This is a genomic window from Mesorhizobium sp. B2-5-3 (genome assembly GCF_006441005.1).
Lineage (GTDB): Bacteria > Pseudomonadota > Alphaproteobacteria > Rhizobiales > Rhizobiaceae > Mesorhizobium.
In genome coordinates this window covers 392072-407138 of the sequence record NZ_VFUS01000003.1, presented here as the reverse complement: position 1 = coordinate 407138, position 15067 = coordinate 392072, and the positions used below count along the sequence as shown (strand labels likewise).

The window sequence follows — 15067 nt, the reverse complement described above, 5'->3', positions numbered from 1 at the left end:
CTGTTTGCCCGACTGTGCCAAGCCGCCACGGTTTTGACCAGCCTCACACTTTCTCCCGATTGTTCCAAGACCGACGGAGAGCGTAAATCGGCCGCACAGAAATGCGATTCCGTTTTGCCGCAAATCGGGTTACCGTGCCTGCCAGGATCTTCCAGCTCTTCGTTCGGGCAGTTCGATGCGTCGCCTAATGCTTGCAAGTGTCGGTTTTCTTGCCGCTCTGGCCGCACCGGCTTTCGCAGCCGAACCTGTGGCCGATGTGCCGATGACCGCCCCCGGTTTCGACTGGACCGGCTACTATGCCGGCCTGCAAGGCGGTTATGGCTGGGGCAGTTCCGACATCTCGGGAACCGAGGGCGAGCCGTTTGCCGCCTCGCCAGACCTCAACGGCGGTTTCGTCGGTGGCCATGTCGCCGGTCTGTGGCAATTCGACGAGGCTGTGCTCGGCGCCGAAGCAGAGCTTAACTATTCCTCGGCAAAGGGCGCCGAAGAACTGGGTGCGGGAAATCTGCTCGGCACGGATGTCAAGTGGTTCGGTTCCATCAATGCCAAGGCCGGCTATGCGATGGATCGGTTCCTGATCTACGGCATCGGCGGCGTCGCCTTTGCCGGCATCGAAACCTCCCAAGATGCCGGTACCTCGTTCGACAACACGCGAACCAGCATAGGCTGGACGGTTGGGGCCGGCGTCGACTATGCGCTGACCGACAGGTTCGTCGTCGGGGCGCAGTATCGCTACTATGATTTCAGTAAGGAGCATTTTGATGCGCCGGACGATTTTCTCGATCGCGACCAGAATGTGAAGCTGAATACGGTCGGCATCAATCTGAGCTACAAGTTCTGAGCCCCATCGCCGCGCCCGGTCACCGGGCAGGATCATGCTCGATCTCGCATGGTCCGCGACGGCAATTCTACGGCAATTCCAAGGACTGAGGGGCCGGCGTCCCCAGTGGGCGGGGGGATGGGTTGGGCCTGGTAGACGCCGGCCTCGACGGATCAGATCCGCCGCGCAGACAACGTATCATTGCCTGCGGCGCGCGGAATTGCGTGATCGCACCAGTATCACCATGCCCGCTTGTCTGAACGTCACCGGCGCAGCACTTGATGCCGCGTGCCGTTTATGATCCTGCCCTCGCACGCAGGCGCGCGTCCGCCATCGCAGTACCCGCGCCCGATCGCGCAGTGAACACTCAAAGAATTGCATCGAGAAAAGAGCCATCGAACCCGCAAGTGCGGACGAAGGTCCAAGAACATCAGCAAGACCTTGGTCCGAATACCTACAGCAGAGGTCCGATCAGCTCTCCTGCAAGGAACGTACTCGCATTCCTTTCATTTGTTGAACGGGTGCAGCAATGGTCCTTCATGTGCCCACGAGAGCAGGGTTACAATCATTTGCACCCTCAACCCCCTGCTCAGTTCGCAGGCAGAAAGCTCAAATCGAGATCTCGTGCGGCTTGAGCTGTCGTGAAACTACCCCGAGGGATCTGGAATGGAGAAACACTTATGAAAGCGATTTTTCTGACAAGTGCCATGGCGCTCGTTTTCGTTGCAATGCCGGTTGTCGCTTCGGCGGCAGAAGCCGACGTCGTCATCAAAACCCATCGCCATCATCACCGTCACGTGGCAGTGATCAACGATCAGGGCCATCGCCTCCATCATCGGCGCCATGGCACGGTGGCTTTCTATGACCAAGGTCGCCGGCATCATCGCCGCGACACCGTCGTCATAACGGGCTCAACTGAACGCCGTCACCACCGGCGTCACCCAGTGGTGATCTACGACAGCAACGACTAATATTGTGCAATCCGGCCCGGCTGATCGCCAACCCTGCCGGGCCGTGCCCGCGAGCGGCGGACCGACAACAAGGGAAGTGGAGGAAGCCAGGCGGGTCTTCCCTGTTGAAAATGAGTGCTTAATCGCAGCCCGGGTATGAGAGGCCGGTCGTGCTCTCCAGCTTGAGCTTCTGGTCCCTCAAGAGGGCGCCAGTAAAAAATAAGCGCCGGCGACCAGTGTCGATGTCAAACAAATCGCCATTGCCACGACCACCTTGGTCGCGAAGCGCTCAGCTCTCGCGCAAAGCGCTTCAGCAAAATCGTCGCTCTGGATACTTTTCAAGAGCGGCTTGGTGTCGACGCCAGCCATGTGATTGTCGTTGTCGGGGATTGTGACACGGTCACGGCCATCAGTTTTGATGGAACCAGGGGTCATGCTTTGCCTCACGAAGCGTCGGATTGACATCAGCCACCATTCGACGGAGCTGCCGGATTCGCCGATGCGGACGGCACTTTGGCTTTGGGAGCGTCAATCTTGACGCCGAATATTTTTTCCGCCTGCCAGAACAATGGCCACGGCAGCGCTGCCGCCAGAATTTACCACAGCGGGCCCGGCTGCCATGATCGGCCTCCAGTTGAAGATCATTAGCAAACGCAACGCACGCTTCCTACCGGCGGTTCCACTGCTAGGGCTTGGGTCCTATTGAACATGCGACCAAAGTCAGATCGTGGCGCGCAAAAGGCCCAAACCCACGGTTGTTTGGAACTCACGCGTCTAAGAGCGATTGCCTGACAGGCCATCGAACGATGGTTCCCCTGATCGATGGCCAGCATTGGGAGCCCTTGCCAACCCTGGCAATCCTTCGGGCGCCACCGCGCTTCGCGTCAAGCCCAACGAGAGAGAAAGGAAGCAACAATGAGAACCGATCTTACAACCGTCGTAGCGGGATTCCTGCTGCTTGCCGGCATCGGTGCCGCCGCCGCACAGGATGTGGTCATTCAGCCGCAGGACGAAACCGTCATACAAGAATACGTAAAGAAACAGCCTCTGGCCTCAGTCAAGATTCCCGGCGTCGAGCTCAACGTCGGGACCGCCCTGCCCGACACGGTCGAGCTTCATGAAATTCCCAACGTCAAATATCGCTACGTCGTCGTGGACAATCACACCGTCGTCGTGGATCCCGGCACACGCAAGATCGTAAAGATTATCCAGTGAGCGCTTGAACGCCACGATCCGTCGTTTCAGGTCGGCGGATCGTGGCAACGTTCGCCGAGGGCCCATAGCCGACGGCGCGCCTCGGCGCACGGTCGCCGAGCCGCCGCTAAGAGACCCGGGTGGCACCCGTTGGTGGCGGCTAGGCTCTGCAGAGCATTGAAGTAGAGTTAAGGTGGTGCGGACGACGGGAATCGAACCCGTACGATCAGAGATCGAGGGATTTTAAGTCCCTTGCGTCTACCAATTCCGCCACGTCCGCGCGCCTTTCGTTTCAACTACCTAGGCGATCTCGTCAATCGGGGCCCATGCAGTCCCAAAAAAGCGTTGTGCAAAACACGTTCGTTTTCATTCGCCCCGCACCGATTCTTCGTCCCGCAGGGGCGACCGGTATCGGTCAAACAGCGATCGGATGGAGCTTCAGATGCTGGATCAGGATGATGGTCTTGGCGTCGATGATGCGGCCATCGGCAATGCCGGCCAGAGCCTCGTCGAGCGGCATTTCCAGCACCTCGATGTCCTCGCCTTCGTCCGCTGCGCCGCCACCGGCCGAAATGCGGTCGGCGGGCGAATAGAGGGCGGTGAAGAACCAGAGCCGCTCGGTGACGCTGCCTGGGCTCATGTAGGGCGAAAACAGCCGCTCCACATGGTTCAGCCGATAGCCGAGCTCTTCCTCCGCCTCCTTGCGGATGCAGGTCTCCGGATCGTTTTCGTCGAGCAGTCCCGCGCAGGCCTCGACCAGCGGCTCGCGGTGGCCGGTGACATAGGCGGGATAGCGGAACTGGCGCACCAGGAGCACGGTTGAACGCTGGGGATCATAGGGCAGGATCACCGCGCCATCGCCGCGATCGTAAGTCTGGCGGATTTGTGTCTCCCATTGTCCGTCGCGGCGACGGTAGTCGAGGACGGTCTTCTTCAGAATCGCCCAGTCGTCGGATAGGATTTCTTCAGAACGGATGCGGATACGATCTTCCATCGGCTGCCTCCACGTTACCCGGGAGGCGTAGCCGCGAACCGGCGTTCACGCAATCGGGGCAGCGGTTGGTCCAGTAAGCATTTCACTCTCTCGTGTGTGGCATGGCGGCGATCGATCGCCTAAATAGCGCATCCTATTCCCGGAGTTTCGTTCATGACCACATCGCTTTTCCAGCCGATCACGCTCGATGGCTTGAGCTTTCCCAACCGCATCGCCGTCGCGCCGATGTGCCAGTATTCGGCCGAGGACGGCTCGGCGAGCGACTGGCATCTCCACCACTGGATGAACCTGGCAATGTCCGGCGCCGGCATGGTCACGGTCGAGATGACCGATGTCGAGCGGCGTGGCCGCATCAGCCATGGCTGCCTCGGCCTCTATTCCGAAGACAATGAAGCCGCTGCGCGCCGCGCCCTGGACGCAGCAAGGCGCGTGGCCGCACCCGGCACCAAATTCGGCACTCAGCTTGCCCATGCCGGCCGCAAGGCCTCGAACCGCAAGCCCTGGGAGGGGGGCGGACCGCTGCAGCCGAACGAGGATCCCTGGCAGACCGTCTCGGCCTCGGCAATCGCCTACGATACCGGCTGGAACGTGCCGCGAGCGCTGGAGGAAGAGGAGATCCTCCAGCTCATCGAGCGGTTCGCCGAGGCGGCGAGGCGGGCCGAACGCGCGGGCTTCGACTTCATCGAGCTGCACGCGGCGCACGGCTATCTGATCTTCCAGTTCCTGTCGCCGCTCTCCAACCAACGCACGGACCGCTGGGGCGGCTCGCTGGAAAACCGCATGCGTCTTGTCGTCGAGATCGCCAAGGCGGTGAAAAAGGCAGCGCCAAAACTGATGCTGGGCGCCCGGCTGTCGGTCAAGGATTGGGTCGATGGCGGTTTCGACGTCGAGGATGCGATCGAAGTGGCGAAAGCGCTGAAGGCCGAAGGCGTCGCTTATCTCTGTTGCTCGAGCGGCGGCAATTCGCCCTTGCAGAAACTGCCCTCCGGGCCCGGCTACCAGGTGCATCTGGCGGAAGCCGTGCGCAGGGGCGCCGGCATCCCTACCCGCGCGGTCGGTCTGATCGACGATCCCAAGCAGGCCGAGGCGATCATCGCCGAAGGCCGCGCCGACATGGTTGCGCTGGCGCGCGCCTTCCTCGCCGACCCGCGCTGGGGGTGGCGAGCGGCCGCCACGTTCAGCGAGACGATCCATCCCGCGCCGCAGCTCGCGCGCTCGGTGACGACGATGCAGCACTGGATGAAGGCGGCGGGCTGAGCGACCCTTCCGAGAAGGGCGGAACGCGTCGTCGAACGACCGCGCAATGGAGCTTCCAAGGAGGTCTGGGACGTTTGGGCGCAGGCTGAGGACACGGTTGCAACCAAATTGACTGCTTTGCGTTGCGGCCATGATGGACAACAAGCCTTTTGAAACACCGGTCGTGGTCGAACTCGGCCATGTCGGCAAATATCGCCACATCCGCAGTACCCAAGAGGCGGCGGAGTGCCTGATGACGGTTTGGCCGCTCAATCGCGGCCCCCGTCATCGTGATGCTCTCGACACTTGCCTCAAAGTGCTGGAAGGTTATCGTTCGACAGCGGATGCGCGCCGGGCCCTTATCGAAGCCGCCAGGGAATCGGAAGTGCTGGTGCCAGACGACAAGCTGTCCGACGACCGCCTGCATTGAGCGGACGGACCTTTAAACCGGAGGTTTTGATGGCGAAGCTGACTTACAAGATCGTCGAGCATGACGGCGGCTGGGCCTACAAGGTCGGAGCGACCTTCTCGGAGACGTTTCCCACGCATCAGGACGCGTTGCGGGCCGCCGAGATCGCTTCAGCCGAGCAGCAGGTCGCGGGGTCGACGGACGGCATCCAGTACGAGGATGCCGACGGCAAATGGCATGAGGAACTGGCTGATGGACGCGACCGGCCGCAGACCGAGGTTTCCGACTGATCTTTCAGCCCAAAGCCCGATCGCCCCAAAGGCCGGCCGCCCCGGAGCGCCGACCGCGGACGTCGGGAGAGAAAACGTCCTACGGTCAGCAGGGAGCTTACGGCTGATTATTTGCCGCAGTACTGGTCATTGACGTTGCCTTGAGCATTGGCGTCCGGACCTGGAGTGTTGTGAGCACATGGGCCCATCCCACCGGTATTGCCTTGGGTGCTCAACCCGGAGCCGTATGCGTTAATGCTCCCGGTGGTGCTCTGGTCGATGGCTGATGAATCCTCATTGCCGAACAGCGACCAATTGTTCCACCAATTGTCATGGTTGTAATACCTGCCGTCCGTCGACTGCGCCATCGCCGATGTGGCAAGACCGGCCGTCAGAACGAATGCCGCGAGAAGTTTTTTGTACATTGGATCACTCCGTTTTGTCTTCGTCGCCTTGGGTGCGACACGGGGCAAACCAGTCATCAGCCGAATGGTTCCTTGAATTCCTTGTGAAGCGTCGGTGAAGCGACGATCCACGGCGTGGACCACAAGCATCGCCAGCAGGAGCAACGCCGGCAGGCACCGGCGGCACAACGATCAGCCGTGCAGCTTCGCGGCGATTTCGGCGACGCGCCCGCCCTGGAACTTCGCGCCTTCGAGTTCCTGCGCCGAAGGCTGGCGCGAACCGTCGCTGTCGCTTGTGGTGGTCATGCCGTAGGGCGCCCCCCCACGCACGACATCGTTGCCCATCTGAGCCTGATAGGCATAGGACAGGGGAACGATGATCATGCCGTGGTGCTGAAGCATGGCCTGGGTGCTGATCAGCGCCAGTTCCGCGCCGCCGTGCTGGGTCGCGGTCGAAGACATCACCGAGCCGATCTTGTTGATCAGCGCGCCCTTGACCCATAGCGGGCCGGTCTGGTCGAAGAAGTTCTTCAGTTGCGCGCACATCATTCCGTAACGCGTCGAGGCGCCGACGATGATCGCGTCATAGTCGCTCAGTTCCAGCGGGCTGGCGATCGCCGCTTCCTGGTCGAGCTTGTAGTGGGCGGCCTTGGCGACCGCTTCGGGCACGAGTTCGGCGACGCGCTTGATGGTCACCTCGGCACCGGCTTCGCGAGCGCCTTCGGCTGCGGCCTTGGCCATCTGCTCCATGTGACCCCAGCTCGAATGGTAGAGAACAAGTACTTTGGCCATTTGCGTCTCCTTGACGTGATGATCCTCGTCCGCCCGGCCACGCCAGGGTACTTAGGGCGCCAATATTCGGGGAATACCGCGTAGGCGGGCACAGTTTGTTCACCGGTCGGGCGGCATTGCCGCTGGCCGCGTGCCGCGCTATTTCAGGCGACCCCGTTTTTGCCGGAGCCTTCGATGTCTGAAATCGTTACCGCCGCCATGCTCGTCATCGGCGATGAGATCCTGTCCGGCCGCACCAAGGACAGGAATATCGGCCATCTGGCTGACATCATGACGGCCATCGGCATCGACCTGAAGGAGGTGCGCATCGTTCCCGATGAGGAAGACGAGATCGTCGCAGCGGTAAATGCAGTGCGGGCCCGCTATACCTATGTGTTCACAACCGGCGGCATCGGCCCGACCCATGACGACATCACAGCCGATTCGATTGCCAAGGCCTTCGGCGTGCCGTGCGAATACGATGCCAAGGCCTATGCCCTGCTGGAAGCAAGCTATGCCGCTCGCGGCATCGAATACACCGAGGCCCGCAAGCGCATGGCCCGAATGCCGCGCGGCGCCGACCATATCGACAATCCGGTGTCGGTCGCGCCCGGATTCCGCATCGGAAATGTCCACGTGATGGCGGGCGTGCCCTCGATCTTCCAGGCCATGCTCGACAATGTCGTGCCGACGCTGAAAGCCGGCACGAAAATGCTGTCGGCAGCGGTGCATTGCCCGTTCGGCGAAGGTCTCGTCGGCGGGCCGCTGGGCGAGATCCAGAAAGCGCATCCGGACACGATCATCGGCTCCTATCCGAAATACGGCGACGGCAAGTTCTGGACCGAACTGGTGGTCCGTGCCCGCAGCCAGCAGGCCCTGGACGCTGCGCGCGCCGATGTCGAGGCGATGGTGGCCGGCTTTGCCAGCAGCGCGAGCTGATCCGGTCCAGGCCGGAACCAAGCACAACGCGGCGACGTTCCTTGCCGCGGGCGGATCGCTCGCAAAATGAGGGGATCACCATGCGCTTCAAGACCATCGTCGCCATTCTGCAGAACGAGCAGGACGCGGAGCGCGTGCTCGACTTCGCCATTCCGCTTGCCGGCCGCTTCCAGAGCCATCTGATCGGCATCCACGCCGAAGCGCTTCCGGTGCCCTACACGTCGGCCACCGGCTTTCCCGACACCGAGTTCCTGCAGGTTTCGGCCGACATGAACCGCGAACGGGCCGAAAAGCTGCGGGCCGCGTTTCTCAGGCATATCGAGAATTCCGGCCTGTCCTTCGAATGGCACAGCCTGGAGAGTTTTTCCGGCGACAGCGCCCTGACCGGCATTTCAAGCGTGCGTGCCGCCGACCTGATCATCGCCGCGCAGCGCGAGACGGGCGGCGATGCGAGCGCCGACGTCGACACACTGGTCTACGACGCCGGACGGCCGGTGCTGGTAGTGCCGCACCTGGGTCCACTGATCACCACCTTCAAGCGTGTGCTGCTTGCCTGGAACGGCAGCAAGGAGGCCGCACGCGCCGCCTTCGATGCGCTGCCCTTCATCATCGAGGCCGACAAAACCGACATTCTGGTCATCGATCCGCCGGACACGCTCGATGAACGCCCCGAGGCCGCCGGAGCGGAAATCGCTTCCGCCTTGTCGCGTCATGGCGCCAGCGTGAGTGTCTCGGTGCAGAGATCGGGCGGCACCTCGGTCGACGAGGTGATCCAGACCAGGATCGCGGAGACCGGCGCCGATTTGCTGGTGCTTGGCGCCTACAGCCACTCGTGGCTGCGCCAGCTCCTGTTCGGCGGAGTGACGCGCTCCGTGCTGCGCACCGCGCCGGTGGCGGCTTTCCTGTCGCGGTAAGTTCACAGTGTCGTTTGCGGCCGCTCTTGCCAAGCGCGAGGTTTTCCAGTTACTTCCGCGCGCATTCCCCTGTTTTCTGCGCGCGACCGCGCGTGCTGCGGAGTGCGCGAAAGATGTCCCTTCCCGAAAAAGCCTTTCCGGTCTCGTGGGACCAGTTCCACCGCGATGCGCGCGCGCTCGCCTGGCGGCTTGCCGGCACCAACAAGGCGCAATGGAAAGCGATCGTCTGCATCACGCGCGGCGGCCTGGTGCCCGCGGCGATCATCTCGCGGGAGCTCGGCATCCGCGTTATCGAGACGGTCTGCGTCGCCTCCTATCATGACTACAGCAGCCAGGGGCAGCTGCAGGTGCTGAAGGAGGTCACGCCGGCCCTGCTTGCCGACGACGGCGCGGGCGTGCTGATTATCGACGACCTGACCGACACCGGCAAGACGGCTGGCATCGTGCGCGCCATGATGCCGAAGGCGCATTTCGCCACCGTCTACGCCAAACCGAAGGGGCGACCGCTGGTCGATACTTTCGTCACCGAGGTCAGCCAGGATACCTGGATCTATTTTCCCTGGGACATGGGCTTCACCTACCAGAAGCCGATCGCCGACGATCACGCCGGCTGATTCGCGGCAAGCAACCTGCTGCAAATCGAGCCGCAGGGAAGTCTCATCCACTAGGCAAAGGGTCTCGCGAGGCTGGCTGGCGCGCGGAAATCGGCGTCTATTGGCGAAAATCGGCCATCCTGATGAAAGTTTTTACTTTTATTGCCGACAATTGGCCGTAAGATTCGTGAGACGGCAAACGATTCTGGAGGCTGGGGCTAGCTTCTCCGATGCTGACGAGGCCAACGACGCACAACCATCTGGCCGAAAGGGTCCGGCGACTCTTCGGCACCGCGCCGTGCCGTCTGCAGGTAGCCGCCCTGCCCTGGCGCGAAACCGGAAACAGCGTCGAGATCATGCTGATTACCAGCCGCGATACCGGCCGCTGGGTGCTTCCGAAGGGCTGGCCTGAAGCCAGGGAGCCGCTTTGCGAAGCCGCGGCGCGCGAGGCTGTCGAGGAAGCCGGACTGCGCGGGACGATCTCGCATCTCGAGGCCGGCCGCTACTTCTACGCCAAGGCCCTGGCCTCCGGCGAGGAAGTGCCGTGCGAGGTATTGGTGTTCCCGCTGCATGTCGACAAGGTCGCCGACCATTGGAAGGAAAAACGCTCCCGCACCCGCAAATGGGTCAGTTCGAGCGAAGCGGTGCGCATGGTCAACGAACCGGATCTTTGCCAGATCATCGCCTATTTCTGCGCCGACCCGCGTCGGTTTGCCTGAACCGGGACCGGCCGCGCCACCAAGCAGCTCGGACGGGGGCGCCTGCGGCGTGAATGCTTTTCTAATGAAGACGTAATAGGATCTGATCCGATCCTGGCGTTTTACCGATGACAAATCCCGCAAATCCCAATCCAGAGAGATCCGACGAGCACAAGCGCGAGCATCGCCAGCGCGTGCTCAAGGGCGGCACGATCATCACGGGCATCTCGAATTCGGAAGTTGGCTGCACGCTGCGCAATCAAAATGAAGGTGGCGCCGAACTCAAGGTTCCGCCCGAAGCAACGATTCCGGATCATTTCCTTCTCTATGTGCCCGTCGACGGCATCGGCTATCGATGCGAGGTCCGCTGGCGCCGCAACGGCCGGATCGGGGTGCACTTCACCGGAACCGAGCCGAAGCCCAGGACGCATTACGGCTGATCCGCGACGTCGGATGCGCCAGATGGTCTGTGCCTGGATCACGCCCCGGAGCCGTCGCGAAGCCTGACAAGCGCGTCTTTGTCCCCTCGGCCGGGGGCTACCGCGGCAGCTCCATTCTATCCCCGTTATCCACATGTGTGACACACAAGATGTTGAGGTCACAAAAGCTACGCAAACGAATCCTTGACGGCGCAAAACGAGTCGCCTTTTATAGGCCATGCGCTCCTGTTGAGAGCGCGACCGGAAAGTTCTGAGCCCGGTCTTTTTCCCGGATTATGTGCGTTTTTCCCCACATTTCCGCCTGTTTACGAGGCTGGCGGAAGCGTTGGGATTGTGGGGGCGTGGGCGATAAAAGGGAGAATTGTCGGACTGGAATAAATTGTCTGTTAACACTATATTTAGTGTTTGCAGGCAGGTTCGACGCTAGATAATGTGAATTTCCCTCGAGTGAGGGAATCGGAAAAAATCAGTTTTGAGGGACCCGCGGGTTCGTCGGTGAGTTGGACAGGCGCTTCGCAAGAAGTTTGACCAGCAAGGCGGACGAAGACCGCGAAAATGGAGAGCCGGCCGTTTTCGAACGCCGGCAGACGGCGGACATGCGCGTTTCGCATTGGGAGCAGAAATCTCCTGACGAAAGCGCTATATATAGACAAAAGGGACCGGACAATGCGCATCGAGCGTCGTTTCACCAGACAGGGACAATCGGCTTACGCGGAGATCGAATTCCGCAAGGCGCTCTCCGAGATCAAGAATCCGGATGGCTCGGTGGTGTTCCGCTTGGACAATATCGACGTGCCGGCGCAATTCTCCCAGGTCGCCGCCGACATCCTGGCGCAGAAATATTTCCGCAAGGCCGGCGTCCCCGCGCGGCTGAAGAAGGTCGAGGAGAACGATGTTCCCTCCTTCCTGTGGCGCTCCGTCGCCGACGAGGCCGAACTTGCCAAGCTGCCGGAAGCCGAGCGCTACGGGTCCGAGATCGACGCCCGCCAGGTCTTCGACCGGTTGGCCGGCACCTGGACCTATTGGGGCTGGAAGGGCGGCTATTTCAAGTCGGAGGAAGACGCGCGCGCCTTCCGCGACGAGCTTGCCTACATGCTTGCCACCCAGCGCGTGGCGCCGAACTCGCCGCAATGGTTCAACACCGGCCTGCACTGGGCCTATGGCATAGACGGCCCGAGCCAGGGCCACTTCTATGTCGACCCGTTCACCGGCAAGCTGACCAAGTCGAAATCCTCCTACGAGCACCCGCAGCCGCATGCCTGCTTCATCCAGGGCGTGCAGGACGACCTCGTCAATGAGGGCGGCATCATGGATCTGTGGGTGCGCGAGGCGCGCCTGTTCAAATACGGCTCGGGCACCGGCTCCAATTTCTCGCTGCTGCGCGGCGAGGGCGAAAAGCTGTCCGGCGGCGGCCGTTCGTCCGGCCTGATGAGCTTCCTCAAGATCGGCGACCGCGCCGCGGGCGCCATCAAGTCGGGCGGCACGACGCGCCGCGCCGCCAAGATGGTCATCGTCGACGCCGATCACCCCGACATCGAGGAATTCATCGACTGGAAGGTCAATGAAGAGCAGAAGGTCGCCTCGCTGGTGACCGGCTCCAAGATCGTCAAGAAGCATCTCGAAGCGATCATGAAGGCCTGCGTCAACTGCGAAGGCCATGACGACGACTGCTTCGACCCCGCCGTCAACACCGCACTGAAGCGCGAGATCAAGGCGGCCAAAAAGGACGCGGTGCCGGAGAACTATATCTACCGCGTCATCCAGTTCGCCAAGCAGGGCTACACCTCGATGTCGTTCAAGACCTACGACACCGACTGGGATTCCGACGCCTACCTCACCGTGTCGGGCCAGAACTCCAACAATTCGGTGTCGCTGAAGGACAATTTCCTGCGCGCCGTCGAGGATGATGCCGACTGGCATCTCACCGCCCGCAAGGACGGCAAGGTGCTGAAGACGCTGAAGGCCAGGGATCTCTGGGAAAAGATCGGCTACGCCGCTTGGGCATCCGCCGATCCGGGCCTGCACTTCAACACGACGATGAACGACTGGCACACCTGCGCATCCGCCGGTGCGATCCGGGCATCCAACCCGTGCTCGGAATACATGTTCCTCGACGACACGGCCTGCAATCTCGCCTCGATCAATCTGCTCCCCTACCGCAATGCCGACGGCACGATCGACATCGCTGCCTATGAGCATACGGTGCGGCTATGGACCATCGTGCTGGAAATCTCGGTCATGATGGCGCAGTTCCCGTCGAAGGAGATCGCCAAGCTCTCCTACGACTACCGCACGCTGGGCCTCGGCTATGCCAATATTGGCGGCCTGTTGATGACCTCGGGCATTCCCTACGATTCCGATGAGGGCCGCGCCATCTGCGCCGCGCTCACCGCCGTCATGACCGGCACCGCCTACGCCACCTCGGCCGAGATGGCGTCCGAGCTCGGCGCCTTCCCCGATTACGACCGCAATGCGCAGAACATGCTGCGCGTCATGCGCAATCATCGCCGCGCCGCCTATGGCGACAAGGACGGCTACGAGAAGCTGGCCGTCAACCCGGTGCCGCTGGTCGCTTCCGACCTCAAGCAGCAGGAGCTGGCGACGCACGCCAAGGCTGCCTGGGACCGTGCCATCGAACTCGGCGAGGAGCATGGCTATCGCAACGCGCAGGCGACCGTGATCGCGCCGACCGGCACGATCGGTCTGGTCATGGATTGCGACACAACCGGCATCGAGCCCGACTTCGCGCTGGTGAAGTTCAAGAAGCTCGCCGGCGGCGGCTATTTCAAGATCATCAACCGCGCCGTGCCGGAAGCGCTGCGCACGCTGGGCTATTCGGAAAGCCAGATCGCCGAGATCGAGGCCTACGCCGTCGGCCACGGCAATCTCAACCAGGCGCCCGGCATCAACCCCGGCTCGCTCAAGGCCAAGGGCTTCACCGACGACAAGATCGCGGCGCTCAACGCGGCGCTGAAGTCGGCCTTCGACATCAAGTTCGTCTTCAACCAGTGGACGCTCGGCGCCGACTGGGTGAAGGAGACCTTTGGCTTCACCGACGAGCAGCTCAACGACTTCTCGTTCGAGATGCTGCCGGCACTGGGCTTCTCCAGGAAGGACATCGAAGCCGCCAACATCCATGTCTGCGGTGCGATGACGCTCGAGGGAGCGCCCTTCCTCAAGGCCGAACACCTCCCCGTGTTCGATTGCGCCAGCCCCTGCGGCAAGATCGGCAAGCGCTCGCTGTCGATCAACAGCCACATCCAGATGATGGCGGCGGCACAGCCTTTCATTTCCGGCGCCATTTCCAAGACCATCAACATGCCGAATGACGCCACGGTGGAGGACGCCAAGAACGCCTACATGCTGTCGTGGAAGCTGGCGCTGAAGGCCAACGCGCTCTACCGCGACGGCTCGAAGCTCTCGCAGCCGCTCAATGCCTCGCTGCTCGCCGATGGCGAGGAGGACGAGGACGAGGCGATCGAACAGCTGGTCGCCGCGCCTGCCGCGCAGCGTGCGGTGCAGGTCACCGAAAAGATCGTCGAGCGCGTCGTCGAGCGTCTCTACCGCGACCGCGAGAAACTCCCGAACCGCCGCAAGGGGTATACGCAGAAGGCGGTCGTCGGCGGCCACAAGGTCTACCTGCGCACCGGCGAGTTCGACGACGGTCGTCTCGGCGAGATCTTCATCGACATGCACAAGGAAGGCGCTGCCTTCCGGGCGATGATGAACAATTTTGCCATCGCCATCTCGCTCGGCCTGCAATATGGCGTGCCGCTGGAGGAATTTGTCGAAGCCTTCACCTTCACCAAGTTCGAGCCGGCCGGCATGGTGCAGGGCAATGACGCGATCAAGAACGCGACGTCGATCCTCGACTACGTGTTCCGCGAACTTGCGGTCTCTTATCTCAACCGCCACGACCTCGCCCATGTCGACCAGTCGGATTTTGACAAGACGGCACTTGGCCGCGGCATCACCGAAGGCAAGGCCACGCCGTTCTCCAAGGGCCTTTACCGCGGTGCCTCGCCGGTCAAGCTGGTGTCGGGCGCCGAGCCTAAGGGATTTGGCGGGTCTGGCCCGGCCACGGCCCCTGCCCGCGTGGCGCCGACGGCCTTCTCTGGCTCCAACGTGCTGGCGCTGAAGCCGGCGAGCGACGAGGCCATCGCCTACAAGCGCGACTATGAGGAACGCGCCAGGGAACTGGTCGAGGACATCGCCGAGGAGGAAGCCGAGGCTTCGGGCGCCGAGGGGCTGTTCTCCGACGCCGCCGCGCACGAAGCCGCGGAAGCCAAGGCGCTCGCCGCCACCCGGCGCCAGCAATCGCTGATGCAGGGTTACACCGGCAACGAATGCTCGGAATGCCACAACTTCACCATGGTGCGGAACGGCACCTGCGAGAAGTGCGATACGTGTGGAAGCACGAGCGGGTGCAGCTGAGA

General features: G+C 62.1%; 16 protein-coding genes and 1 tRNA gene. 12 read left to right on the top strand and 5 right to left on the bottom strand.

Going from position 1 to position 15067, the window contains the following annotated elements; all coding sequences use genetic code 11:
• Positions 1 to 175: 175 nt before the first annotated feature.
• Both FJ867_RS09565 and FJ867_RS09560 read left to right on the top strand, forming a co-directional pair.
• Positions 176 to 841 carry an outer membrane protein gene (locus FJ867_RS09565; protein ID WP_140584164.1) on the top strand — a complete coding sequence of 222 codons (666 nt, stop codon included), beginning with the start codon at positions 176 to 178 and terminating at the stop codon, positions 839 to 841.
• A 659-nt stretch (positions 842 to 1500) separates the two neighbouring features.
• Entirely contained in the window at positions 1501 to 1791 is a 291-nt protein-coding gene (locus FJ867_RS09560; RefSeq protein WP_140558505.1) for a hypothetical protein, read from the top strand.
• Between the two features lie 177 nt (positions 1792 to 1968).
• On the opposite strand, the gene FJ867_RS09555 is transcribed toward FJ867_RS09560, so the two are convergent.
• A complete protein-coding gene (locus FJ867_RS09555; RefSeq protein ID WP_140584162.1) occupies positions 1969 to 2205 on the bottom strand; it encodes a hypothetical protein in 237 nt (78 codons plus the stop codon).
• Positions 2206 to 2685: 480 nt separating this feature from the next.
• Between FJ867_RS09555 and FJ867_RS09550 the strand changes: the two genes are divergently transcribed.
• Entirely contained in the window at positions 2686 to 2985 is a 300-nt protein-coding gene (locus FJ867_RS09550; protein WP_140493726.1) for a DUF1236 domain-containing protein, read from the top strand.
• 173 nt (positions 2986 to 3158) lie between these two features.
• On the opposite strand, the gene FJ867_RS09545 is transcribed toward FJ867_RS09550, so the two are convergent.
• Positions 3159 to 3244: transfer RNA gene (locus FJ867_RS09545), tRNA-Leu, on the bottom strand.
• A 135-nt stretch (positions 3245 to 3379) separates the two neighbouring features.
• Complete coding sequence (locus FJ867_RS09540; protein WP_140522089.1) at positions 3380 to 3958, bottom strand: NUDIX domain-containing protein; 579 nt, start codon at positions 3956 to 3958, stop codon at positions 3380 to 3382.
• 153 nt (positions 3959 to 4111) lie between these two features.
• Between FJ867_RS09540 and FJ867_RS09535 the strand changes: the two genes are divergently transcribed.
• From FJ867_RS09535 to FJ867_RS09525, 3 genes are all read left to right on the top strand, one after another.
• On the top strand, positions 4112 to 5215 hold the full coding sequence (locus tag FJ867_RS09535; RefSeq protein ID WP_140584161.1) for an NADH:flavin oxidoreductase/NADH oxidase: 1104 nt from the start codon (positions 4112 to 4114) through the stop codon (positions 5213 to 5215).
• A gap of 130 nt (positions 5216 to 5345) precedes the next feature.
• Complete coding sequence (locus FJ867_RS09530) at positions 5346 to 5624, top strand: DUF982 domain-containing protein (protein ID WP_032920128.1); 279 nt, start codon at positions 5346 to 5348, stop codon at positions 5622 to 5624.
• Between the two features lie 29 nt (positions 5625 to 5653).
• A complete protein-coding gene (locus tag FJ867_RS09525; protein ID WP_140493732.1) occupies positions 5654 to 5893 on the top strand; it encodes a DUF2188 domain-containing protein in 240 nt (79 codons plus the stop codon).
• A gap of 107 nt (positions 5894 to 6000) precedes the next feature.
• On the opposite strand, the gene FJ867_RS09520 is transcribed toward FJ867_RS09525, so the two are convergent.
• Together FJ867_RS09520 and wrbA are read right to left on the bottom strand one after the other, a co-directional pair.
• Positions 6001 to 6297 carry a hypothetical protein gene (locus FJ867_RS09520; RefSeq protein ID WP_140558510.1) on the bottom strand — a complete coding sequence of 99 codons (297 nt, stop codon included), beginning with the start codon at positions 6295 to 6297 and terminating at the stop codon, positions 6001 to 6003.
• Positions 6298 to 6468: 171 nt separating this feature from the next.
• Positions 6469 to 7068 (bottom strand): NAD(P)H:quinone oxidoreductase type IV, encoded by a 600-nt coding sequence (gene wrbA, locus FJ867_RS09515; protein ID WP_140625543.1) that lies wholly within the window; start codon positions 7066 to 7068, stop codon positions 6469 to 6471.
• Between the two features lie 174 nt (positions 7069 to 7242).
• On the opposite strand from wrbA, the gene FJ867_RS09510 reads away from it, so the two are divergent.
• From FJ867_RS09510 to FJ867_RS09485, 6 genes are all read left to right on the top strand, one after another.
• On the top strand, positions 7243 to 7986 hold the full coding sequence (locus tag FJ867_RS09510; RefSeq protein ID WP_140517664.1) for a competence/damage-inducible protein A: 744 nt from the start codon (positions 7243 to 7245) through the stop codon (positions 7984 to 7986).
• Positions 7987 to 8066: 80 nt separating this feature from the next.
• Complete coding sequence (locus FJ867_RS09505) at positions 8067 to 8900, top strand: universal stress protein (protein ID WP_140493736.1); 834 nt, start codon at positions 8067 to 8069, stop codon at positions 8898 to 8900.
• 113 nt (positions 8901 to 9013) lie between these two features.
• Positions 9014 to 9514, top strand: coding sequence for a xanthine phosphoribosyltransferase (gpt, locus tag FJ867_RS09500; RefSeq protein ID WP_140493737.1), 501 nt, complete (start codon positions 9014 to 9016; stop codon positions 9512 to 9514).
• 209 nt (positions 9515 to 9723) lie between these two features.
• A complete protein-coding gene (locus tag FJ867_RS09495) occupies positions 9724 to 10212 on the top strand; it encodes an NUDIX hydrolase (protein WP_140493739.1) in 489 nt (162 codons plus the stop codon).
• A 107-nt stretch (positions 10213 to 10319) separates the two neighbouring features.
• Positions 10320 to 10631 carry a PilZ domain-containing protein gene (locus tag FJ867_RS09490; RefSeq protein WP_140493741.1) on the top strand — a complete coding sequence of 104 codons (312 nt, stop codon included), beginning with the start codon at positions 10320 to 10322 and terminating at the stop codon, positions 10629 to 10631.
• A gap of 666 nt (positions 10632 to 11297) precedes the next feature.
• Positions 11298 to 15065 carry a vitamin B12-dependent ribonucleotide reductase gene (locus FJ867_RS09485; RefSeq protein ID WP_140817249.1) on the top strand — a complete coding sequence of 1256 codons (3768 nt, stop codon included), beginning with the start codon at positions 11298 to 11300 and terminating at the stop codon, positions 15063 to 15065.
• Positions 15066 to 15067 lie beyond the last annotated feature (2 nt).

Bases quoted from the DNA above. Each gene is read 5' to 3' on its own strand.
- wrbA (WP_140625543.1), bottom strand. From the start codon at position 7,068: ATGGCCAAAGTACTTGTTCTCTACCATTCGAGCTGGGGTCACATGGAG.
- FJ867_RS09560 (WP_140558505.1), top strand. From the start codon at position 1,501: ATGAAAGCGATTTTTCTGACAAGTGCCATGGCGCTCGTTTTCGTTGCA.
- FJ867_RS09505 (WP_140493736.1), top strand. From the start codon at position 8,067: ATGCGCTTCAAGACCATCGTCGCCATTCTGCAGAACGAGCAGGACGCG.
- FJ867_RS09525 (WP_140493732.1), top strand. From the start codon at position 5,654: ATGGCGAAGCTGACTTACAAGATCGTCGAGCATGACGGCGGCTGGGCC.
- FJ867_RS09535 (WP_140584161.1), top strand. From the start codon at position 4,112: ATGACCACATCGCTTTTCCAGCCGATCACGCTCGATGGCTTGAGCTTT.
- FJ867_RS09520 (WP_140558510.1), bottom strand. From the start codon at position 6,297: ATGTACAAAAAACTTCTCGCGGCATTCGTTCTGACGGCCGGTCTTGCC.
- FJ867_RS09550 (WP_140493726.1), top strand. From the start codon at position 2,686: ATGAGAACCGATCTTACAACCGTCGTAGCGGGATTCCTGCTGCTTGCC.
- gpt (WP_140493737.1), top strand. From the start codon at position 9,014: ATGTCCCTTCCCGAAAAAGCCTTTCCGGTCTCGTGGGACCAGTTCCAC.
- FJ867_RS09495 (WP_140493739.1), top strand. From the start codon at position 9,724: ATGCTGACGAGGCCAACGACGCACAACCATCTGGCCGAAAGGGTCCGG.
- FJ867_RS09485 (WP_140817249.1), top strand. From the start codon at position 11,298: ATGCGCATCGAGCGTCGTTTCACCAGACAGGGACAATCGGCTTACGCG.
- FJ867_RS09510 (WP_140517664.1), top strand. From the start codon at position 7,243: ATGTCTGAAATCGTTACCGCCGCCATGCTCGTCATCGGCGATGAGATC.
- FJ867_RS09565 (WP_140584164.1), top strand. From the start codon at position 176: ATGCGTCGCCTAATGCTTGCAAGTGTCGGTTTTCTTGCCGCTCTGGCC.
- FJ867_RS09540 (WP_140522089.1), bottom strand. From the start codon at position 3,958: ATGGAAGATCGTATCCGCATCCGTTCTGAAGAAATCCTATCCGACGAC.
- FJ867_RS09530 (WP_032920128.1), top strand. From the start codon at position 5,346: ATGATGGACAACAAGCCTTTTGAAACACCGGTCGTGGTCGAACTCGGC.
- FJ867_RS09490 (WP_140493741.1), top strand. From the start codon at position 10,320: ATGACAAATCCCGCAAATCCCAATCCAGAGAGATCCGACGAGCACAAG.
- FJ867_RS09555 (WP_140584162.1), bottom strand. From the start codon at position 2,205: ATGACCCCTGGTTCCATCAAAACTGATGGCCGTGACCGTGTCACAATC.